This window comes from Cohnella rhizosphaerae (assembly GCF_029525575.1).
In the GTDB taxonomy this organism is placed as follows: Bacteria; Bacillota; Bacilli; order Paenibacillales; family Paenibacillaceae; genus Cohnella; species Cohnella rhizosphaerae.
The window spans coordinates 275,278-297,205 of record NZ_JAPDIA010000008.1; the positions used below are offsets into that span (position 1 = coordinate 275,278).

General features: G+C 61.4%; 18 protein-coding genes and 3 pseudogenes. 17 read left to right on the plus strand and 4 right to left on the minus strand.

All coding sequences use genetic code 11. The annotated features are described in order from the left end of the window. The first annotated feature begins 34 nt into the window (after positions 1 to 34). The 3 genes from typA (at position 35) to OMP40_RS24595 (ending at position 3,382) form a co-directional block, all read left to right on the plus strand. Positions 35 to 1,876 (plus strand): translational GTPase TypA, encoded by a 1,842-nt coding sequence (gene typA, locus OMP40_RS24585; protein WP_277535339.1) that lies wholly within the window; start codon positions 35 to 37, stop codon positions 1,874 to 1,876. A 35-nt stretch (positions 1,877 to 1,911) separates the two neighbouring features. Further along, entirely contained in the window at positions 1,912 to 2,217 is a 306-nt protein-coding gene (locus OMP40_RS24590) for a YlaH-like family protein (RefSeq protein ID WP_277535341.1), read from the plus strand. 85 nt (positions 2,218 to 2,302) lie between these two features. Continuing rightward, positions 2,303 to 3,382 (plus strand): LCP family protein, encoded by a 1,080-nt coding sequence (locus OMP40_RS24595; protein WP_277535343.1) that lies wholly within the window; start codon positions 2,303 to 2,305, stop codon positions 3,380 to 3,382. A 334-nt stretch (positions 3,383 to 3,716) separates the two neighbouring features. Here the strand turns inward: OMP40_RS24595 and OMP40_RS24600 are convergent, their stop codons facing one another. Beyond that, positions 3,717 to 4,322 (minus strand): YhcN/YlaJ family sporulation lipoprotein, encoded by a 606-nt coding sequence (locus OMP40_RS24600; protein ID WP_277535345.1) that lies wholly within the window; start codon positions 4,320 to 4,322, stop codon positions 3,717 to 3,719. Positions 4,323 to 4,483: 161 nt separating this feature from the next. On the opposite strand from OMP40_RS24600, the pseudogene OMP40_RS24605 reads away from it, so the two are divergent. From OMP40_RS24605 to OMP40_RS24615, 3 genes and pseudogenes are all read left to right on the plus strand, one after another. After that, positions 4,484 to 5,820: pseudogene (locus OMP40_RS24605) on the plus strand (PhoH family protein). 228 nt (positions 5,821 to 6,048) lie between these two features. Then, positions 6,049 to 7,155: an extracellular solute-binding protein gene (locus OMP40_RS24610; protein ID WP_277535347.1), complete on the plus strand. Its 1,107-nt coding sequence runs from the start codon at positions 6,049 to 6,051 to the stop codon at positions 7,153 to 7,155. A gap of 13 nt (positions 7,156 to 7,168) precedes the next feature. Then, the gene (locus OMP40_RS24615; protein WP_277535349.1) at positions 7,169 to 7,357 is read left to right on the plus strand and encodes a hypothetical protein; all 189 of its coding nucleotides are present in this window, start codon (positions 7,169 to 7,171) and stop codon (positions 7,355 to 7,357) included. Here OMP40_RS24615 and OMP40_RS24620 read toward each other — a convergent pair. Next, positions 7,328 to 8,419, minus strand: a complete 1,092-nt coding sequence (locus tag OMP40_RS24620; RefSeq protein WP_277535351.1) for a coiled-coil domain-containing protein — start codon at positions 8,417 to 8,419, stop codon at positions 7,328 to 7,330. The two genes, OMP40_RS24615 and OMP40_RS24620, sit on opposite strands and share 30 nt — an antisense overlap. Positions 8,420 to 8,624: 205 nt before the next feature. Then, positions 8,625 to 8,861 (minus strand): DUF2626 family protein, encoded by a 237-nt coding sequence (locus OMP40_RS24625; RefSeq protein ID WP_090115152.1) that lies wholly within the window; start codon positions 8,859 to 8,861, stop codon positions 8,625 to 8,627. Between the two features lie 310 nt (positions 8,862 to 9,171). Here OMP40_RS24625 and OMP40_RS24630 point away from each other — a divergent pair, with 310 nt between their 5' ends. From OMP40_RS24630 to OMP40_RS24645, 4 genes are all read left to right on the plus strand, one after another. Beyond that, positions 9,172 to 9,822: an RsfA family transcriptional regulator gene (locus OMP40_RS24630; RefSeq protein ID WP_277535354.1), complete on the plus strand. Its 651-nt coding sequence runs from the start codon at positions 9,172 to 9,174 to the stop codon at positions 9,820 to 9,822. 160 nt (positions 9,823 to 9,982) lie between these two features. Further along, positions 9,983 to 10,492, plus strand: a complete 510-nt coding sequence (locus OMP40_RS24635) for a ketopantoate reductase family protein (protein ID WP_277535356.1) — start codon at positions 9,983 to 9,985, stop codon at positions 10,490 to 10,492. A gap of 4 nt (positions 10,493 to 10,496) precedes the next feature. Then, a complete protein-coding gene (locus OMP40_RS24640) occupies positions 10,497 to 10,970 on the plus strand; it encodes a ketopantoate reductase family protein (protein ID WP_277535358.1) in 474 nt (157 codons plus the stop codon). Continuing rightward, a complete protein-coding gene (locus OMP40_RS24645; protein WP_277535360.1) occupies positions 10,967 to 11,377 on the plus strand; it encodes a DUF3397 domain-containing protein in 411 nt (136 codons plus the stop codon). The genes OMP40_RS24640 and OMP40_RS24645 overlap by 4 nt, the downstream gene beginning before the upstream one ends. Before the next feature lie 104 nt (positions 11,378 to 11,481). Here OMP40_RS24645 and OMP40_RS24650 read toward each other — a convergent pair whose 3' ends face one another. Then, positions 11,482 to 12,237 (minus strand): TspO/MBR family protein, encoded by a 756-nt coding sequence (locus OMP40_RS24650; RefSeq protein ID WP_277535362.1) that lies wholly within the window; start codon positions 12,235 to 12,237, stop codon positions 11,482 to 11,484. Positions 12,238 to 12,323: 86 nt separating this feature from the next. Between OMP40_RS24650 and bshC the strand changes: the two genes are divergently transcribed. The 7 genes and pseudogenes from bshC to OMP40_RS24685 all read left to right on the plus strand — a co-directional run bounded on the left by bshC (position 12,324) and on the right by OMP40_RS24685 (position 21,838). After that, complete coding sequence (bshC, locus tag OMP40_RS24655; protein ID WP_277535364.1) at positions 12,324 to 14,009, plus strand: bacillithiol biosynthesis cysteine-adding enzyme BshC; 1,686 nt, start codon at positions 12,324 to 12,326, stop codon at positions 14,007 to 14,009. Beyond that, positions 14,006 to 15,271 carry an adenosylhomocysteinase gene (locus OMP40_RS24660; protein WP_277535366.1) on the plus strand — a complete coding sequence of 422 codons (1,266 nt, stop codon included), beginning with the start codon at positions 14,006 to 14,008 and terminating at the stop codon, positions 15,269 to 15,271. Before bshC ends, OMP40_RS24660 begins: the two co-directional genes overlap by 4 nt. A 141-nt stretch (positions 15,272 to 15,412) precedes the next feature. Next, complete coding sequence (gene mraZ / locus OMP40_RS24665) at positions 15,413 to 15,850, plus strand: division/cell wall cluster transcriptional repressor MraZ (RefSeq protein ID WP_217596143.1); 438 nt, start codon at positions 15,413 to 15,415, stop codon at positions 15,848 to 15,850. 106 nt (positions 15,851 to 15,956) lie between these two features. Beyond that, positions 15,957 to 16,932 (plus strand): annotated as a pseudogene (gene rsmH, locus OMP40_RS24670) (16S rRNA (cytosine(1402)-N(4))-methyltransferase RsmH). Positions 16,933 to 17,018: 86 nt separating this feature from the next. Next, positions 17,019 to 17,405 carry a cell division protein FtsL gene (ftsL2, locus tag OMP40_RS24675; RefSeq protein WP_277535369.1) on the plus strand — a complete coding sequence of 129 codons (387 nt, stop codon included), beginning with the start codon at positions 17,019 to 17,021 and terminating at the stop codon, positions 17,403 to 17,405. Positions 17,406 to 17,453: 48 nt separating this feature from the next. Then, positions 17,454 to 19,769 carry a penicillin-binding transpeptidase domain-containing protein gene (locus tag OMP40_RS24680; RefSeq protein WP_277535371.1) on the plus strand — a complete coding sequence of 772 codons (2,316 nt, stop codon included), beginning with the start codon at positions 17,454 to 17,456 and terminating at the stop codon, positions 19,767 to 19,769. Positions 19,770 to 19,885: 116 nt separating this feature from the next. Then, positions 19,886 to 21,838 (plus strand): annotated as a pseudogene (locus OMP40_RS24685) (stage V sporulation protein D). Positions 21,839 to 21,928: the final 90 nt, after the last annotated feature.

A 21,928-nucleotide genomic window follows, 5' to 3' on the forward strand; every position in this document is an offset into this window, starting at 1 on the left:
GGATACAGATATAAAAATTACAAGGAGTGGAACCATGCAACAAGATCAAATCCGCAATATCGCCATTATCGCGCACGTCGACCACGGGAAAACGACGCTCGTCGACCAGCTTCTGCGCCAATCAGGCACGTTCCGCGAAAATGAGCAAGTCCAGGATAGAGCGATGGACTCCAACGATCTCGAACGGGAGCGCGGCATTACCATTTTGGCCAAAAACACCGCCGTTCGTTATAAGGATCACTTGATCAACATCGTCGACACGCCCGGACACGCGGACTTCGGCGGCGAAGTCGAACGGATCATGAAGATGGTCGACGGCGTTCTGCTCGTCGTCGACGCGTTCGAAGGCTGCATGCCGCAGACGAAGTTCGTGCTCCGCAAGGCGCTCGAGGCGGGCCTGACCCCGATCGTCGTCGTCAACAAGATCGACCGTCCTGCGGCCCGTCCGGCCGAAGTCATCGACGAAGTGCTCGAGCTGTTCATCGAGCTTGAGGCAAACGACGAGCAGCTCGAATTCCCTGTCGTCTACGCATCCGGCCTGAACGGCATCGCGAGCCTCGACGCCGGCACGCTCGGCACGACGATGGAGCCGCTGTACGAGACGATCATCGAGAAGATCCCGCATCCGACCGAAGATCAGGACGCGCCGTTGCAATTCCTCGTGACGCTGCTCGACTACAACGAATACCTGGGCCGCATTCCGATCGGACGCGTCAACCGCGGCAAGATCCGCCAGGGACAACCCGTCGCCGTCCTCGACCGCGAAGGCAAGATTCGCCAGGCGCGCATCGAAAAGCTGTTCGGCTTCCAAGGCCTGAAGCGCGTCGAGATGGAAGAAGCCGCGGCCGGCGACATCATCGCCATCGCCGGCATCAAGGACGTCAACATCGGCGAGACGATCGCCGACCCGGCGAACCCGGAGGCGCTGCCGGTGCTCAAGATCGACGAGCCGACGCTGCAGATGCGCTTCCTGGTCAACAACAGCCCGTTCGCCGGCCGCGAAGGCAAGCACGTCACTTCGCGCAAGCTGCGGGAGCGCCTGTTCAAGGAGCTCGAGACGGACGTGGCGCTGCGCGTCGACGAGACCGACAGCCCCGACGCCTTCGTCGTCAGCGGCCGCGGCGAGCTGCATCTCGGCATTCTGATCGAGAACATGCGCCGCGAAGGCTACGAGCTGCAGGTATCGAAGCCTGAAGTCATCATCCGCGAGATCGACGGCGTCAAGAGCGAGCCGATCGAGCGCCTGCTGATCGACGTGCCGGAGGAGAGCATGGGCAACGTCATGGAGAGTCTCGGCACCCGCAAGGCGGACATGGTCAACATGATCAACAACGGCAACGGCCAGGTTCGTCTGGAGTTCCTGATTCCGGCCCGCGGCCTGATCGGCTACCGGACCAATTTCCTGACGATGACGCGCGGCTACGGCGTTATGAACCACGCGTTCGACAGCTACGGGCCGGTCGTCGGCGGCCAGGTCGGCGGCCGTCACCAGGGCGTGCTCGTCGCCAGCGAATCCGGATCGTCGACGGTATACGGCATGATGGGCGTCGAAGACCGGGGGATCATGTTCGTCGAGCCCGGTACGGATATCTATGAAGGCATGATCGTCGGCGAGCATACCCGCGACAACGACATCATCGTCAACATTTGCAAGGAAAAGGCGCTGAACAACATCCGTACGGCGAACAAGGAAGAGACGGTCAAGCTGAAGACGCCGCGTCTCATGTCGATGGAAGAAGCGCTCGAGTACCTGAACGACGACGAGCTGTGCGAGATCACGCCGAAGTCGATCCGCCTGCGCAAGAAGCTGCTGAACAAGAGCGAGCGGGACCGCTACGACAAGCAGCGCAAGATGATGGCCGAATCCGGCGTCTGATCCGGCCGGCAGCCTAGCAACGAGGAGGGGCACCAGTGCAAACGTGGTTTCATGATCACCCCATCGTTTCGTACCTGCTGATCTTGGCTTTTACGATCTATATCTTCAACGCCGTCTTCAGGATGGGCAAGCTGCCGATTCTGAAGGAGATCATCGTGCATATCATCATGGCGATCGGTTGCCTCGTGCTCCTCCTGCTCCAGCTCGACAAGCTGCCGATCATTCAGTGCATGTCGGTCGCCGTCGTCATGATGCTGATGCTTCGCGGCCGCCAGATGTACGACAAATGGCGGGCCAAGCGGGGCGGCGCCGAAGCGGCCGTCAAGCGGACGGAATCCTAGAATCGAATGCAGCTTGCGGCGAACCCCGGGAGAGCCCGCGCTCTTCAGGGATTCGCCTTTTTTAATTCACGGAAGAGGTGAAGCGATGAGTTCCAACACGCCGCTGCCGCCGCGCCGCAGTTCTGGCGCCGCGAACGCAACTGTCAGGACGAGTCCTCCGAAAAAGAAAAAAAAGAAATGGCCGCGCGTTCTTTTTACCTTGATCCTGCTTGTCATTCTAGGCCTGGGCGCTTATGCATACTCCTTATGGAGACAGGTGGACGGCGCGCTGGACGACGCTTCCTCCGGCGCGGCGACGCAGACCGTACCGGAAGGCGAAAAGGCGCAGGTCAAACCGATCTCGCTTTTGCTGCTCGGCATGGATTACCGCCCCAAGATCGGCGGCATGAATACGGACGTCGTCATGGTGGCGGCCTTCAATCCGAAGTCGAATACGGCGACGGTCGTGACGATTCCGCGGGATTCGGATCTGGAGCTCGATGGTTATTCGACGCAGAAAATCAATGCCTTTTATGCCAGGTTCCATAAAAAGAGCGACGCCAAAGGCGATGCGGCCGACGCCTACGCCCGCGACGAAATGAAGCAGATGCTCGGCAAATTTTTCGATATCGACATCAAGTACGCTTCCGTTCTAAACTTCCAGGGCTTCATTGACGTCGTCGACAAGCTAGGCGGCGTAAAGGTTACCGTAGACAAGGACATGCGTTACGTGGACAACGCGGACGGGACCAACATCGATCTGAAGGCCGGAGAACAGACGCTGAAGGGCGAGGACGCGCTTGGCTTCGTGCGTTACCGCAAGTCCAACCGCGGCACGGCGGCCTCAAGCGACTTCGAGCGCAACGAGCGCCAGAGCCAAGTGCTTGGCGCCATCGTCGACAAGATGAAGTCGTTCGGCGGCTTGACCAAGCTGGGCGGCGTCATCGACGTTGCCGGCAAAAATCTTGTGACGGATATTCCGAAAGCGCAGATCACGAACATGTTAAAAACATATTATGATATCAATCGCGAGGACATCCGGTTCATTCCGCTCACCGGCGTCTGGAAGAGCCCTTACGTTTATCTGGACAACGATTCGGTGGCGGAGGCCAAGGCCGCGCTTGCCGAAGAGATGTCGCCCGAAGGCCGCACCGCGGCCGCGGCGACGGACGGCGAAGCGAAGTAACCGGATGCGAAGCAGCCGGGTACGACCGGGCCGCGCAGCGCGGGCGGGTATCGCTTGGCCTCCCGGCAAAGGCTGTGCTATACTGAAATCAAACGTTATTCCAATGCATAGTGCCATGACCTTTGAACACGGTGACGAGGGAGTGTTGCGGATGGCAGGAAGAGACCGGAGAGAGAGCGGATCGTGCGATTGCGTTCGGGGGCCGTCCTTGCGGAACGGCAGGCTTGTCCCGGCCCTTTCTTGCGGCGCAGGGTCGTCTTCGCGCCTTCTGTCTTCGCTGCCTGCGCGACGCCTTGCGGAATCGATATGCGGTATGGACAAGAACCCAGTGACTTCACTGGGTTCTTTGCGTATTTGCGGACGTATTCGCCGGCGCCTTGGCGGCCGGTCCGTTGCCGTCCGGCGAGGCCGGAGGCACGATGCTGCGCGGTACTTGGGGTACGAGCCGGCCCACGATGTCCGCCATTTCCTCGGCGAAGCCCGCGATCGGCCGGCCTCGCTTCGCATCGGCGCGGATCTCGCGAATCCGCTGCGCCATATCCATATCAGCCGTCACGAGCGCGTCGATGCCGTACGGATCCTTGCGGAACGCTTCGGCGACCGCATACTTGGTCGTCCCGACGCGCGAGCGTTCCATCTTCGGGTCGACGTCGATGCCGACGACGGCGTACTTGCCGAAGATGACGCAGTTGGCGTGGCGAACGCCTTGGACGCCTTCGGCCAGCTGCTCGAGATGACTGGCAACGGCCTTGGCGTTCGGCCGGACCGCGACGCTGCCGTCGCGTGCGGACACATCGCCGCCCGGCGCGCTGCGGACGTGCAGACGGTCTTCGCCTGGGCCTGCGGGAGCGGCGTTCCGATTGCCGCAACCGGCGGCAGACAGCAGGGCCGAAGCCAGCAGCAAGAGCAATCCGGCTTTGACCGGCTTGCGAACGTACATGCGGGAGATCACCATCCTCGTCGGGTATTCATTCTTGTAAGGGGGGGATGTCCGAAGTCTCTGATCAGGCTTCAACCAAGCTCCACCTGGCACTATGATTCCCTGTCCCATGCGCCGGTATGTAACTACGACACAATCCGTCTCAACCGGGAGGAACCGCCGTGAAAAAAATTTACGTGCTCGATACGAACGTGCTGCTCCATGATCCGCTCGCTTTGTTTGCCTTCGGCGCGAACGAGGTCGTCATTCCTTCGGTCGTGCTCGAGGAGATCGACTCCAAGAAGAGGCTGGCCGACGAGATCGGGCGCAACGCCCGGTTCGTATCCAGGGAGCTCGACCGCATGCGGGAGATCGGGCATTTGCACAACGGGGTTGCTCTTGAAAACGGCGGCGTGCTGAAGGTGGAAATGAATCATCGCCGCTTCGTACGGGTGCAGGAGCAGTTCGGGGAAATGACTAACGACAACCGCATCCTGGCGGTCGCGCTGAACTATCATCTCGAGGAGCAGGAGCAGCCCGAATCCGCCCGCCCCGTCATCCTCGTGAGCAAGGACGTGCTCGTTCGCGTCAAGGCGGACGTGCTGGGCGTCACGGCCGAGGACTACCTGTCGGACCGGATCGCCGAAGGCACCGACCACTATACGGGACAGGTCACGCTGCACGTTCATCCGGCGCAGATCGATGAATTTTATACGTATCGTTTCTTGAGCATCAACCAAATGGGACTCAAGCAAAAGCTCCATCCGAACGAATTCGTCATCCTTCGCGACGAGCTCGGGACGTCGAAGTCGGCGCTTCTGAAGGTGAGCCAGGACGGTGCGAGGCTCGAGCCGCTGCATCTGTCCAACGAGCCCGTATGGGGCATTACCGCCCGCAACGCGCAGCAGCGCATGGCGCTCGAACTGCTGCTGAACGACGATATTCCGCTCGTCACGCTGACGGGGAGGGCGGGAACGGGCAAGACGCTCATTACGCTGGCCGCGGGCCTCATGAAGGTCGAGGACGAGCACAAGTACAAAAAGCTGCTCATCGCCCGTCCGGTTGTGCCGATGGGGAAGGATATCGGTTATTTGCCCGGGGAGAAGGAAGAGAAGCTGCGGCCTTGGATGCAGCCGATCTACGACAATCTGGAGTTTTTGTTCGATACGAAAAAAATCGGGGGGACCTGGACAAAATCTTGATGGGTCTCGGCAGCATTCAAGTCGAGGCGCTTACCTACATTCGCGGACGTTCGATACCCGGTCAGCTGATCATCATCGACGAAGCGCAGAATCTGAGCAAGCACGAGGTAAAAACGATCGTCTCCCGCGTCGGCGAGCACAGCAAGATCGTGCTGCTGGGCGATCCGGAGCAGATCGACCATCCTTACCTGGACGCGCAGAGCAACGGCCTCACCTATTTGGTGGAGAGCTTCAAGGCGGAGGGCATCAGCGGGCATGTCACGCTTGAAAAGGGAGAGCGGTCCAAGCTCGCCCAGCTGGCCGCAGAGAAACTTTGACGGAATTGGCTTGTCGGCATCGCAAGGCGGGCCGAACGCGCATGCGCGTTCGGCCCGCTTCATGTCCGAGCGAGGTCGGAATATGGCGGAGTAGGCGGCGGAACGGCGGTTTAGATCCGCTTCGCGCGTAAAGCGTTTGCATGAAAAAGGCGACAAGCCGTCCCAATCCTGCTATCATGGTAAAAACGAATGTCGCCCGCGGCAGCGGGCGGAGGAAGGTGCTTAACCGTGACGCGCCGGAAGTATGTCGTCGTGCTTATGCTGCTCATGCTGGCGGTTCTGTTGACCGCGCCCTGGGCTTCGGCGCCCAAGCCGGACCTTGCGCCGGACGCCGCGCCCGAAGGTCAGGAGGCGACCTTGGAGGCGCCCGTATTCGCCGAGCAGCGTGCGGAACTGACCGTCAAGATCATGCAGGACGAAGCAACGTTTCGACTGCTCGAACGTCAGTCGGAAGTCTTCGAGCGCAGCCATCCCGACATACGCGTCCATCTGGAGCGGGGCGATGCGGCCGACGCGTCGAGCGTGCCCGACGACTGGCAAGAGCGGACGGGAAGCGCCGACGTCGCGCTGGTGCCGAGTTTATGGGTGAAGCGAATGGCCGTTTCCGGCATCCTGCTGCCGGCTGACTCGGCGTTCGAAGGCGACGCGTTGTCCGAGCAATTCGAAGCGATCGCCGCGCCGCTCAAATGGAATGGCTTTATGTGGGGGGTTCCGCATCATCTGGACCCTTACGTCGTCGTATGGAATCGCGCCCGCCTGTCCGCGGCCGCGCGCCAGGACGGCAGCGCTTTGACGCTGCCGCTCGGGACCGAGGACTGGTCGACGCTCGGCGCGTCGATGGCAAGCGAAGGGAGCCGGCCCTGGCTCGCCATCGACGAGCGAGATCCGGCGGCGCTTCTCACTTGGCTGGGCGCGGCGACCGGGCTAAGGCCGGATCTGCTGCTGGGGGATTCGCAGGGCACGTGGGGGACGGGGTCTTCCGCGGCTATGCTTAACACGCTGCGCGGCTCCGTCAGCTTGCGTGCGCCGGACGACAGCGCCGCGTTCTGGCAAGCGATGGCCGCCGGGCAATATGCGGCCGCCGTCGCGCCGCTGTCGGTCGCGGAAGCCGGCATCGCGAGCTTGGCGCCCGCATCGGCCGCGGGGCTGTCCATCGACCGCAGCGGCTGGGACAAAGCCTACGTATTCGACGGCGGCGCTTCATTCGTCATCGGCGCAGGCACGCAGCGCGAGAGCGCGGCAAAAAACTGGATCGCGGCGATGACCGAAGCCAAGCTGCAGCTCGACAATTATGACGCGACGGGTTTTTTTGCCCGTTTACCGTTCCGCTTATGACGATCGGCAAGCGATGCCGAAGCTGACGGACAGAGGCCCGCAGCAGTTCCCGAACTGGGCGCCCGAGGTCGGCCCCGATTGGCCGCTCCTGATGAAGAAGCTCGGTCTTTTCTGGACGGACTGGCGGCAGGGCAGGCTCGCGCTTGCCGACTGGCCGGCGAGATGGAACGGATTACTTGCCGATCTTCAGCTTCACGATTAGTTTGCCGTCCTCGAGAGACACGCTGTCCGCTTTCAAGTAAGCCATCATCTGCTGCGGATAAAATCCAAGGTCGAAGTCGCGCACCAGATCGTCGCGGGTCGTGTCGGGCAGCGTCAGCCCGTTAAAAACGAGCGAGCCCATATGGAACATAATGGCGTTTTTCGGCTCGTTTTCAACCGTATAAGTGCCTGTGACGGCCACCTCCAGCGCGCCGCTTTTTCCATGCAGAGATACAAGATTCGGCTTGAACGCAACGGTAAAGTCCTTCAGAAGCTCGCTTTGCCCGCGTAAAAATTCGTTCAGCTGGGCGTCGGTCAAAGTGAGCGTCGTCGACAAACCTTTCGTTTTTAGCGCTTCCGGATGGTCCTTCATCCATTCGGGCAGCTTGTTCATCGCTTTGGCCAGCGCGCTGAAGTGACGCCGCACCTCGTACAATCCCGCGGACTTCCAGTAAGCCTGCATCTCCTCCAGCTGCTTTTGCGCCAACGCGGGGTTTTCGCTGCCGTCGATGGCACTTTGAATTTCGGATTGCAGCGCAGCGACCCGTTCGCGCTGGCTTGCGAGCTCGGCGGCGACGCGGGACAATTCGTCCTTGTCCTTCTTCAGCTTGTCTTGACCCTTTCTGATTTCTTCGTATTCCCGGTTGAAGTCGGCCAGCGTGCGCCGGTCGGACTCGAATATCGTATCCATCAAGTCCCAGCTTCTGAGCAGTCCGGCGAGCGATTTGAAGTTGACGAGCATTCCCAGCATCGCTTCCTTCCGCCCCATATAGTAGGCTCGCAGCACGCGGCCCGCTTTTTCGCGCTGCGCCGCGATGGCGACCTGGCGCTCCGCGAGCTTCGTTTCGTTTTGCGCGATCGTTCGTTCGGTATCTTCCCGGAGACCCGAGATCCGTTCGATCTCTCGGTCGATCTCAACGACGCTGAGTCCTTTCTCGAGCAGCTGACGGGTCGTCTCGGAGAGCGGCTCCGCGTACGCCGGAGGCGGCGTCGGCACGAATTTGCCGGGTATCAGCATCGCGAGAAAGACGACGGCGGCGGCAAACAGCGCTAATCTCCGCATCGGGCCCTCCTTTCTCTCTGGCAGCGGGTGCGGCGGCGGTCAAGCCTATGCAGTCCAGCTTATGCGTTTCTACCTCATTATAGACGAAAGAGCCCCTCGCGAGAGAGGGGCGAACGGGAAGAAGCCCGATCGTGCGCCCGTATTCGTTAACGAAAAAAATAAGAAGGCCGGAGCGGTTAGCTCCGGCCTTCAGGCGCGCCTTGAATTATGCCGGCAAGCCCATCTCGAATACGGACCAGTAGGTAAAGCCGAGGAACGCGATGATCATATAGCCCCAGAACATGAAGACGTATGTGCGCTCCGTGAACTTCAGGTAACCGAGCAAGAAGAAGGCGGCCGTCTGGATAAAGAACAGAAGCGCCATTTCATACATATCGCCAGCAAACGACATGAGCGCGATCGCGAGCGTCCAGAAACCGAGCATCCGGAACATGCGTGCCATGGTAATCCCCCCTTCAGCGTTTCGCTAACCATTTTTCTACAGCATATTATACCCACGGTTCGGGGGGCGGTGTAAACGGTGATTCGTGACGAAATGGCAAACTTTTCGTCCAAGCCTAGTATGCCTTCCCGGCGAGACGCTATTCGCTTCGTCTCCCGCAAGTTTTCTTCGCTCGAAAACGATAGGTATACGACGTTCAAAAATGGATATACCTAGAAGTATCCGATAGATTCTATGATTTCTATCACGGGCATACAGATAAAAAAAAGAAAGCAAGTTATGCGAGCGATCGAGGAGGGGAATAGACCGCATGGCGGCTATTAGACAAGATGCATGGAGCGCGGATGACGATCTGATTTTGGCGGAGATTACGCTTCGCCACATACGGGAGGGGAGCACGCAGCTCGCCGCGTTCGAGGAGGTCGGGCAGCGGATCGCAAGGACCGCCGCGGCCTGCGGATTCCGTTGGAACAGCTGCGTACGCAAGCGTTACGACGATGCGATCAGCATTTCGAAGCAGCAGCGGCAAAAGCGCAATTATCTCAAAAAGCAGGGCGTCGTGGCGTTGCCGACCGACGAACGGGCTTCGGCATCCGCGGAGGAGGAAGGCGCGGGCAAAGGCGAGCTGGTCGGCGCCGATGCGCTCAGCCTCGAAGCGGTCATCCGGTATTTGAAGCAATGGAAGGGTTCCGTTCAGGAGCTAGGCAAACAGGTGAAGCAGCTCGAAAAGGAATTGAGAGAAAAGGACGAACAGCTTCGTTCGCTCCGGGAAGTCAACGACCGTCTGTCGAAGCAGGCAGACGCGGCGCAGACGGATTATCAAGTCGTCAACGACGATTATAAGGCGCTGATCCGGATTATGGATCGGGCGCGCAGGCTGGCGATTTTGTCCGAGGAATCGGAGGAAGAAAAAGCGAGATTCAAGATGGATGCCAACGGCAACTTGGAGCGAATCGAATAGCCTGCGGCGTAACTTTTTTGGAATGCCGTTCCCGCGCAAGCGCGTCGGGGACGGCATTTTCGCGTTCGGCGGCGCAATCCGCCGTTGTGCGGACGGTTGAGACGCGGTATGGTATTTACTGGGCATCGGGCGGATTGAACGGGAAGAGAAGTTTAACTTTATGAACGAAGGAGGAAGCGCGGTGGCGAGCGTCCATATTATCGGCGGCGGAGCGATCGGCTTGCTGCTCGCGGGCAGGCTGGCGGCGTCGGGCAATCGCGTATGCGTAAGAACGAGAACCCGCGCGCAAGCGGATGCGCTGGCGAAGAACGGCGTATTGCTTCAGTCGGCGCTGGGGGATACGGAGATGCGGGTCGGCTTGGAAGCCGCGCCGCTCGGCGACCGGTCGACTGCGCCGCCAGTCTGCGGTCTGCTCGCCGTCAAGCAGACGGCGCTGACGCCGGCTTTTCTGGATCAGCTTGACGCGGCTGTGCCCCCGGGGGCATCGCTGACCGCCTTTTGCAATGGCATCGGCCATACCGATCTGTTGGCGGCGCGTTTGCCCGGCAGGCGCATTTATGCGGCCGTGACGACGGAGGCGTCGCTTCGAATCGATGCGACGACCGTGCGGCATACCGGACGGGGCGACATTCGGCTCGGCCGCGCGCCGTTGTTCGAGGGGGGTCGATAAAGCTGTGGCGCCCGGGGAGGCGCCCGAAGCGGAGCGACTGGCGTCGATGTTGAAGCAGGCAGGATTTTCCGCGTCGCTGTCGAATGATATGGCGGAGAGAATGCTGCGGAAACTGCTGAGCAACGCGGTGATTAATCCGCTGACGGCGCTGCTTCGCGTGCCGAACGGCGCATTGGTCCGGACGCCGGAGCGCAGGGCGCTGATGCGGACGCTGTTCGACGAGACGCTGTCGGTGCTCGAAGCCGGCGGACTGCCGGGAGACGATCGCTTGTGGATTGATCTGCTCGACCTGTGCGAGCGGACGGCCGCCAACCGCTCGTCGATGCTGCAGGACGTGCTGGCCGGCCGGCCCACGGAGATCGAAGCGATCAACGGCGCCGTCGCGCGAATGGCCGCGCGTCTCGGGGCGGCCGCTCCTTATAACGAATCGCTTGCCTCGCTGGTTGCGGCGCTCGGCGGCGACGACAGAGAAGGGTGAGTGAGCGCGCAATGTGGAATGCGATCATATCCGCTTACGCCGTATTGGCCATCGGCTCATTCGTTCCGTTCGCTGCCGTATACGGCATCTCGTCGATGCAGACGGGCGACAAAAAACGGGCGATGGGCCTTGCGATGGACATGACGACGGTTTTTCTGATCGGCGTCGTGAGTTATTTGCTCAATCGGGTATTCGGCATTCATATGGGCTTCTACCTCATTTTGCTTTTTATGCTGCTTGGCGCCGGCCTGATCGGCAATGCGCAGTACCGGCTTCGCGGCAAGGTGGACGGTACCAAGCTTTTCCGCGCGATCTGGCGGTTGTCGTTTTTCGGGTTGGCGGCGCTATACGTGCTGCTGATGCTCGTCGAGATCGTGCGGTTCCTCGCCGGCGGGGAGTGGGAGTAAGGGCGCGTATAGAAAAGACCCGCCGTCGCCGAAGCGAGGAGCGAGTCGTTGACGTGCGGGCGGAACGATCGCAGATCCGACATGCCCGTTACGTATTTCGCGTCTTAAGGCCCGCGACGCCGCGCAGCTTGAACAGCGCGGCTGCGATCGCGATGCCGGCTGCCGTCCAGGCGGCGACGGCGACCAATTGCGAGGCGGATTGCTGCTTCACGCCGATCGCGATGAGCGCCCAGGCGATCGTCAGCGGGTACCAAGGATCTTTGTCCCTGAGAGCGGCCAGCGCCGCGAGCAGCGCGGCGACGACGAACAGCGCCACGGCCCAGGTCCGGTCGGGCACGCCCCAGCCGTCCCAGCCGCCCGCCCGCAGCGCGACCGAGATATTGACGATCGTCGCGACCGTCACCCAGCCGAGATAGACGGAGAAGGGGGAGCGCGATCAGGAAAAAACCGGCGCGGTCGTGCGCGACGCGCGCGGCGGGTCTCGACGAGAGATAGGCGCCGACCAGCGTAAGCAGCAGGCCGACGATGACGAACGCGGACGCCGTATAGCGCTCCGAGTGCCAGACGAACAGCCAGCCGACGTTGAACAGGCAGCTCGCGAAAAACCAGGGCGCCGTCGCCCCCATCGTCTTGTCTCCGCGGCGGCTCGGCAAAAAGGCGGCGACGACATAGCCGAGCGTCAGCAAATAAATGACGCTCCAGATCGAAAAGGCATAGCCGGCGGGCGTGACGAGCGTCGGTACCTGGTCGGAGATTTCGCCCGACGATTTGCCGAGCAGGCCGCCCGTGGCGGCGGCCGCGTTGACCGCGACGACGCCGAGCCAGCCGGCCGCGTTCAGAATGCGCCAATGCAAAGGCATATTTCTTCCTCCTTCTTTCTTTGACGATATCCGGCCGCTTCATGTACAATCGAGAATGACACCATTCGGACGGGAGGATGTCCGGGATGAATACGACTCCCTTTAATGACGGGACGGCGCAGTCTCTCTCCGAAGCATACAGGCGCGGCGACGACCAGGTCGCCGCGCTGTTCGGAAGCGCCCACTGCAAAGATATAGAAGCTTGGAGCCGGCGCGCCGCGCGGCTCGATCAAGGCGCGGGAGGCCGCGCCGACAGAAGGCGGCTCGGCGAGGCGCTGCTGGATTACCAGCGCCGGCTGAGCCCGAGTCAGAGCCCGCTCGTCCTGCAGCACATTCAGGCGCTGGCGGGCGAAGGCGCGCTCGCCGTCGTCGGCGGCCAGCAGGCTGGGCTGTTCGGAGGCGCGCTCCTGATCGCCTACAAAGCGCTGACCGTCGTTCAGGCGGCTAAGCACGCTTCGCGCAGCCTGGGCAGGACGGTCGTGCCGGTATTCTGGATCGCCGGCGAGGATCACGACTTCGAAGAAGCCAACCATTTGTACGTTTCGCCGGGCGAAGGCGAACCGCGCAAGGTCAAGCTGGGCCGGCCGGAAGGGCCCCGCCATGCCGTGAGCAGAACGCCGCTGTCCGCGGTCGATTGGGAGATCGCGCTCACCGAACTTGCGCTGACGCTCCCTGATACCGAATTTAAACCGAATCTGCTTCGGCAAATCAGATTATATGCGAGCGATGCGCCGACCTTGACGCTAGCGTTCGCGAGATTGCTGTCCGATTGGTTCGCGGACGACGGCCTCGTCCTGTTGGACGCGGACGATCCGGCGATCCGCCGGCTCGAAGGCGGCATGTTCGGCGAGCTCGTGACGGGCAGCGAGCGCCTGAGCGCCGCGCTCGCCGCGGGCGAAGAGGCCGTCAAGCGGCTGGGCTACCCCATTCAGGCGGAGTCCGCGCCGGACGGCGCCAACCTGTTCGTGCACGCGGAGCAGGGACGCACGCTGCTCTTCAGGCAGGGCGACCGTTTCGAGGACCGCAAGGGCGGACTCTCCTACGACAGAAGCGAGCTGCTGCGGATGGCCGCCGAACGCCCGGATCAGCTCAGCAACAACGCGCTCTCGCGGCCGCTCATGCAAGATTACCTGCTTCCCGTGCTCGCCACCGTGCTCGGCCCTTCCGAGATCGCCTACTGGGCGTCGCTCGGACCGTCCTTCGCGGCGTTCGGGCTGGAGATGCCGGTCATCGTGCCGCGGCAGTCGTTCACTTATCTCGAACCGCAGGTGGAGAAGCTGCTGGGCAGGTACGGCGTCAGCGCGGAGCAGATCGCCGCGGACGGCGAGCGGCTCAAGCGGGATTGGCTCGCCGCGCAGGACACTTGGGACATCGGCGGCCGGTTCGCCGAGGTCAAGGCCCGATTCGGCGAGCTGTACGCGCCGGTGCTGGAGACCGTATCCCAGGTGGACAAAGGTCTCGTCAAGCTGGGCGAGAGCAACCTGGCGCTCATTCTCGAGCAGATCGCCTATCTCGAGCAGCGCACGAACGGCGCGCTGGCGGGGCGTCACGAGTCCTCGCTGCGCCAATGGGACCGGATGCTGCATTCGCTCCGTCCGCTCGGGCAGCCGCAGGAACGCGTCTACGGCATCGTTCATTTTATTAACCGCTACGGCATGGGCTGGCTATCCGCCCTCCGCTGCATTCCGTTCGACGTCACGGGCGGCCATCGTTTGATGGTCCAACAGCAGGCCGAGCCCGGCGGCCGACACCAGGAGGTTTGTTGTTCATGAAAACGACGCTGTCCAGCATCATAAGCGATCCGTCGCTGGCCCCCGAGGGCAAACTGAAAATCGATTGGGTCCAGGCGCATATGCCGGTGCTGAACCGGATTCGCGAGCAGTTCGCCAAGGATCTACCGTTCAAAGGGCTGAAGGTCGCCATCTCGCTCCATCTGGAGGCGAAGACGGCTTATCTGGCGAAGGTCGTCCAGGCGGGCGGCGCCGAAGTCGCGATTACCGGCAGCAACCCGCTGTCCACGCAAGACGACGTCTGCGCCGCGCTGGTCGAGGACGGCATCGCCGTGTTCGCCAAGTACAACCCGTCTCCCGAGGAATATCACAGTCTGCTCGAGCGGACGCTCGAGACGAAGCCGGATCTCATCATCGACGACGGCGGCGACCTGGTCACGATGCTTCACACGACGCGCCGCGACCTGCTTCCGGGCATCCGGGGCGGCGCGGAAGAGACGACGACCGGCATCCTGCGCCTCAAGGCGATGGAGAAGGACGGCTCGCTGCAGTTCCCGATGGTCGCCGTCAACGACGCGTTTTGCAAATATTTGTTCGACAACCGCTACGGCACGGGCCAATCGGTGTGGGACGGCATCAATCGCACGACCAACCTGGTCGTCGCGGGCAAGACGGTCGTCGTGAACGGCTACGGCTGGTGCGGCAAAGGCGTGGCGCTCCGCGCGAAGGGGCTGGGCGCGAACGTCGTCGTCACCGAAGTCGATGCCATCAAGGCGGTCGAAGCTTACATGGACGGCTTCACGGTGCTCTCGATGGAGGAGGCGGCCAAAGTCGGCGAGTTTTTCGTCACCGTCACGGGCAACAGGGACGTCATCACCGGCGCGCATATCGCGCAGATGAAGGACGGCGCGATCCTGTCCAACGCGGGCCACTTCGACGTCGAGGTCAACCTCGTCGAGCTCGAGGCGATGTCGGTGTCGAAGCGCACCGTTCGCCGCAACATCGAGGAGTATCGCCTGCAGGACGGTCGCAAGATCTACGTGCTCGCCGAAGGGCGCCTCGTGAACCTGGCGGCCGGCGACGGCCACCCTGCGGAGATCATGGACATGACGTTCGCGCTGCAGGCGCTCTCCCTGCGCTACGTCAACGACAATTACGAGTCGATCGGCAAGCAGGTCGTCAAGGTGCCGTACGCGCTGGACGAACAGGTGGCGAGAGCGAAGCTGGAATCCCTCGGCATCTCGATCGACACCCTGAGCGAAGAGCAAAAATCGTACCTGGACAGCTGGGCCGGACACGAATAATGACGATTTTTTTAATAACCTAAAATATTTTGAGGAAATCCTGCTATCGAAGCAGGATTTCTTTTTTTTTGCGCGAATAGTCATCATAAGTGGTTTAAAGTGGGGCCGAGTGGTGGAATATGGAGGGGGTGCGCAGCGGTCATGTTTTTAGGGGAATATCAGCATTCGATCGACGACAAAGGCCGAATCATTATTCCCGCTAAATTTCGCGACGCGCTGGGCGCCGACTTTATCGTCACCCGCGGGCTCGACAATTGCTTGTTCGTCTATCCCCGCGAAGAGTGGGCGCAACTGGAGCAGCGGCTTCGCGCGCTGCCGTCGATGGCGGCCAACGCGAGAGCTTTTTCCCGGCTGCTGTTCTCCGGCGCTTCCGAGGGCGAATGGGACAAGCAGGGAAGGGTCAACCTGCCCAGCCACCTGCGAGACTATGCCAAGCTGGACAAGGAATGCACGATTATCGGCGTATCCACGAGAGTGGAGATTTGGGACAAGGCGACTTGGGAAGCCTACAGTCATGCCTCCGAGGAATCGTTCAACGAGATCGCGGAGAAGCTGGTCGATTTCGATTTTCATTTCTAAGCGCATGGACGACCGTCGCGTAGCCTTGAAGTTCGTTTACACATCACCACTACATAGACAGAAGCAACCGCAAGCATGACCGCGAGGGTTGCCGGGAGGCCATACTTTGTTCCACCACATCACCGTGCTTAAAGAAGAAGCGGTAGAAGGTCTGAATATCCGCAAAGACGGCATCTACGTCGATTGCACCTTGGGAGGAGCCGGACACAGCGAGTTGATCGCTTCGCGTCTCGCCCCCGGGGGCAGGCTCATCGGTCTGGATCAGGACGACACCGCGCTCGCCCATGCGCGGGAGCGACTGGCGCCGTACGGCGACATCGTGACGCTGGTGAAAAGCAACTTCCGGCATCTCGCGGACGCGCTGCGGCAAGCGGGCGTACCGGAAAAAGACGGCGTGCCCCAGGTAGACGGCATCCTGTTCGATCTGGGCGTATCGAGCCCGCAGCTGGACGAAGCCGACAGAGGCTTCAGCTACAATCATGACGCGGAGCTCGACATGCGCATGGACCGCGGGCAGCCGCTCACCGCGCGAGAGATCGTGAACGAGTGGGACGAGCGGGAGCTGTCGCGAATCCTGCGCGACTATGGCGAGGAAAAGTTCGCGCGCAAAATCGCCCGCCATTTGGTAGAGACAAGGGCCAAGACGCCCATCGAGACGACCGCGCAGCTCGCCGAGCTGGTTAAAACCGCGATCCCTGCCGCCGCCAGGCGCACGGGGGGGCCATCCGGCGAAGCGCGCCTTTCAGGCGATTCGAATCGCGGTCAACGACGAGCTGGAGGCGTTTCGCGACGCGCTCGAGCAGGCGATCGACTGCGCCGCCCCGGGCGGACGCATCGCCGTCATTACGTTTCACTCGCTGGAGGACCGGATTTGCAAAGAGACATTCGTCAAGGAAGTGCCGGCCAACATCAGTCCGCCGGGGTTTCCGGTGACCGTCTGGGGCGAAGGCAGGCTGAAGCTGACGCCGCGCAAGGCGATCGTGCCTTCGGATGCCGAGCTCGAGCTGAACAACCGGGCGCGCTCGGCCAAGCTTAGAGTCGCAGAGAAGCTGGATCCGGAAGCGCCGGACGAGCGAAGCTAACATCCGCGCTTTGTTGCGGAAGACGGTTTGCCGCTATTTCAAATAAAAAAAGCTTGAGACATCCAAGCGCGGGGGGAGCAAGGTACATGCGATATTATGGCAATCTGGCGGTTCGCGAGGAGCGTCAGCCGGAGCCCAAAAAACAGCAGCGCGCCGCGGCGCCGCAGACGGCGTCCCAAGTTCGCCGCAAAAGCATTCCCGTCGGAGAAAAGCTGTTGTATTTGCTGACCGTGTTCGTCTTCGTCGCCGTCGCGGGGCTTATTCTGTACCGCAACGCAGGATTGTACGAGATGAACCGGGACATTCAAAAAATTACGAACGAGTACGAGACGAGCGTCGATCAATCGAAGGAATTGCAGCGCGAAGTGGACAAGCTGAGAGATCCTGCGAGAATCAACGATCTCGCCACCAAGCTTGGTTTTGTCCAGCCCAACGGCCAAAAGCCGATCACGCTGTCCGCCAAAGGAGACTAGAATCATGCATGCGGGCGATCGCCCGAGAGTGAACGGAAGGTGAGGGACATGACGAAACGAATCAAACTGCGCACGCTGCTGGCGGGAGGGCTAATCACCCTCCTGTTTGTCGCTTTATGGGGGCGTATCTATTGGGTCCAGGTCGCGCATGCGGAGTTCTGGGCGGAGCAGGCGCGCAATACGTGGGTGACGACGAAGAAGCTCGTCCAGGAACGCGGCACGATCACCGACAGGTCGGGCGCCGTCCTGGCTTCGGATGCGGCGGCGTACACGCTCGCGCTCAGCCCGAAGGTCATCCACGAGCTGGACGCCGGCCATCCCGATTGGAAGCTGATCGACCAGATCGCGGCGAAGGTGAACAATATTCTGGGCAAGCCGGAGGCCGAGATCCGCAAGATCATGGACGCCAAGACGGAAAAGGGCGTCTACTACGTGCAGCGCGAGGTCCAGCCGGAAGGCTGGAAAATGGACAAGGAGGTCGCCGACAGGCTGACCGCCTTCCGCGATCAGCTGCGCGAGCTGACCGGCAAAAAGGACGTCGGCATTTATCTGGTCGAAGACAAGAAGCGTTACTATCCGAACGGCTCGCTAGGCTCTCAGATCCTCGGCTACGTGAGCAAAGAGGGCGTCGCGAAAATGGGACTCGAGCGGACGCTCGACGATGAGCTCAAGGGCGAGGAAGGCTCCATTACCTATCAGAAGGACGGCAAGCGAACGCAGCTTGCCGACGGGGAGATCGAAGCCAAGCAGGCGGTGGACGGCAAAAACGTCACGCTGACGATCGACCGGGATATTCAGTACTACATGGAACAGGCGATGAAAACGGCCTATGCGCAGTACCGTCCGCTCAGCATGACCGCGATCGCGGCCGATCCGAAGACGATGGACATCCTCGGCATGGTCAGCCTGCCGGATTTCGATCCGAACAACTATTGGGATTACGCCAAGGACCAGTCCGCGTTCAAGAATAACGCGGTGCAGTCCATTTACGAACCGGGGTCTACGTTTAAAATCATGACGCTGGCGGCCGCCGTGCAGGAAGGACTGTTCAACCCGAACGACAAGTACATGTCCGGCAGCGTGGCGATCCCGAAGTCCAAGCCCGTCAACGACATCAAACGGGGCGGATGGGGCGAGATTACCTATCTCGAAGGCTTGAAGCGTTCGAGCAACGTCGCCTTCGTCAAGCTGGGCTACGAGAAGCTGGGCAAAGAAAAGTTCAAGCAGTACATCGACAACTTCGGGTTCGGGCATAAAACGGGTATCGAGCTTGCGGGCGAGATCGCCGGCACGACGCAGCTGACATGGGAACGCGACTACGCGGCCGCGACTTTCGGGCAAGCGGTGTCCGTCACGCCGATTCAGCAGGTCGCCGCGGTCGCCGCGGTCGCGAACGGCGGCAAGCTGATGACGCCCCACATTATCAAGTCGGTCTCGGATCCGAACACCGGCGAAAAGGTCGTGACCGAGCCGAAGGTCATCCGCCAGGTCATCTCGGCGCAGACGTCCAAAAAGGTCGGCGAGTATCTCGAGCAGGTCGTCAGCGACAGAGAGATCGGCACGGGCCGCAACGCCTACATCGACGGCTACCGGATCGCGGGCAAGACCGGCACGGCGCAAAAAGTAATTAACGGGGTATACGCCGAAGACAAATTCGTCGTATCGTTCATCGGCTACGCGCCCGTCGAGGATCCGAAGATCGTCCTGTACGTGCTCGTCGACGAGCCCGAAGACAAGACGCTCGGCGGAGGCTCCGGCGCGGCGCCGATCTTTAAGGAAATCATGCAAAAGTCGCTGCTTCATCTCGGCGTCCTGCCGACTCCCTCGAAGGATGCGGAAGCCGACAAAAAGAACAAGGATAACGCATCGGCGACGCCTGCGCCGGTCACGGCCAAGGTGATCGACGTAAAGGACATGACCGCGGCCCAGGCGAAAAGCAAGCTTGGAACCAGCGGGTTCGACGCGATCGTGCTCGGGAAGGGCGACAAGGTCGTCTCGCAGCTGCCCAAGCCGGGCGCGGTTCTCCCGACTTCGCAGCACGTATATTTGATGACGGAAAAAACGCTCGGCAGCGTACCCAGCATGAAGGGCTTGTCGCTGCGCGACGCGCTTGACATGTGCTCGCTGCTCGGGGCTTCCTGCACGGCGACCGGTCAAGGCTACGTTTCCGGTCAGCAGGCGAACCGGGACGGCGGCAAGCTGTCGATCGCGATCGTGCTGGAGCCGCCGGCCGGCACGACCGTCCAACCGACAGGCGGTCAGACTTCGGCAGGCAAGCAGGATGAATCCGCAGCCGCAGACGCAGACGCGGGCGACAACGCGGCTGAGGTTGACGACAGCGCGTTGGAGGAAGCGGGCGATTGAAGCGTCTTGCGCCTTGGCTTTGTCCGGCCGGACAGGCATAGCTTGTTCTAAGCCCCTTCTCCATGGAATAGGGTGGGAGTAACGCACCGATATTCCGGGGAGGGGGGCTGACCTGCGTGAGAATCTCGCAAGTGACGGTAAGGCGGCGCCTGCTGCTGGCGCTGCTCGCGGTAGGGATCGGATTCACGGCGCTGATCGCGCGCCTCGCATACGTGCAGCTGGTCAAGGGAGGCAAGCTGGCCGAGCAGGCCGAAGAATCGTGGCGCCGCCAGATTCCGTTCGAAGCGAAGCGAGGGACGATCACCGATCGCACGGGCATCAAGCTTGCCTACAACGTCAGTTCGCCGACCGTATACGCGGTGCCGGCGCAGGTGAAGGACAAGGAAGGGACGGCAAGCAAGCTCGCGCCGCTGATCGGCATGACCCGGGAAAAGGTGCTTGAGCTGCTGAAGAAAAAGGTCAGCAACGTTAATCTCCGTCCGGGCGGACGCAAGATTACGCTGGAGCTGGCCCAGCAAATCAGGGATCTGGCGCTGCCGGGCATCTATGTGGCGGAAGACAACAAGCGTTTTTATCCGTTCGGTACGATGGCCGCGCAGGTGCTTGGCATCACCGGCTACGACAGCGGCCTTACCGGCGTGGAGAAGCAGTACAACCAGCTGCTGTCGGGAACGCGAGGGAACATCTCGTTTTTGACGGACGCTGCCGGCCGCCAGATGCCGAATTCCTCCGAAGCCTACCAGCCGCCGAGAGACGGGTTGACGCTGCAGCTGACGCTCGACCAGAAAATCCAGTCGATCGTGGAACGCGAGCTCGATCAGGCGATGCTCAAGTATCAGGCGAAGGACGTCATCGCGATCGCGATGGACCCGAAGACGGGAGAGATACTGGCGATGGGCAGCCGGCCGACGTTCCAGCCGGACCGCTATCAGGAAGTCGCGCCGGAAGTGTACAATCGCAACCTGCCGATCTGGATGACGTACGAGCCGGGGTCCACGTTCAAGATCATCACGCTGTCCGCCGCCATTCAGGAAGGCAAAGTCAATTTAAAAAACGAGTCGTTTTACGATCCCGGATACGTCGAGGTCGGCGGCGCGAGGCTTCGCTGCTGGAAAAAGGGCGGACACGGCAGCCAGTCGTTTCTGGAGGTCGTCGAAAACTCCTGCAACCCGGGCTTCGTGGCGCTGGGGCAGCGTCTTGGCAAGGAGAAGCTGTTCGAGTATATTAAAAACTTCGGCTTCGGCAAAAGAACCGGCATCGATATCGGCGGAGAAGAGAATGGCATCCTGTTCAAGCTGGCGAACGTCGGTCCGGTCGAGCTGGCCACGACGGCGTTCGGCCAGGGCGTATCGGTGACGCCGATTCAGCAGATCTCCGCGGTCGCCGCCGCGATCAACGGGGGGCAAGCTGTTCAAGCCGCATGTCGCGAAGGCTTGGGTCAACCCGGATACCGGCGAGACGCTGCAGGAGATCAAGCCTGAGCTGGTGCGGCAGGTCATCTCTCCCGAGACGTCCAAGCAGGTGCGCGAAGCGCTCGAGAGCGTCGTGGCGCAGGGCACGGGGGGGGCAACGCGTTTCTGGACGGATACCGGGTCGGCGGCAAGACGGGGACGGCGCAAAAGGTTATTAACGGCGTGTATTCGGCGAGCGAGCATATCGTCTCGTTCATCGGCTTCGCGCCGGCGGACGATCCGCAGCTGATCGTATACGTCGCCGTCGACAATCCGCAGGGCATCCAGTTCGGCGGCGTCGTGGCGGCGCCCATCGTCCGCAACATCATGGCCGACGCGCTGCCGTATCTCGGCGTCGAGCCGCGCAAGGACCAGATCGGCAAGGAATACAAGCTTGGCGAGCTGCCGATGGTGAACGTGCCGAACCTCGTCGGCAAGTCGGTATCGGATTTGTACGAGGACATGAACATGAATTTTCAGCTATCCGCCTCGGGCAAGGGGGACACGGTGCTGCGCCAGGCGCCGGAAGCCGGGCAGCGGGTGCAGAAAGGCTCGGTCATCCGCATTTATCTGGGAAGCGACGGGGAGCGGGCGCCGGCATCGGAAGGCGCGGATTGAAGCGAAGCCGTCGCGGAGGCCGAAGGGGGGCGCAGGTAAAAGCGCTTATCCGAGATTGATGCCGTCCCGGCTGCCAAGTGTTTCCTTGCC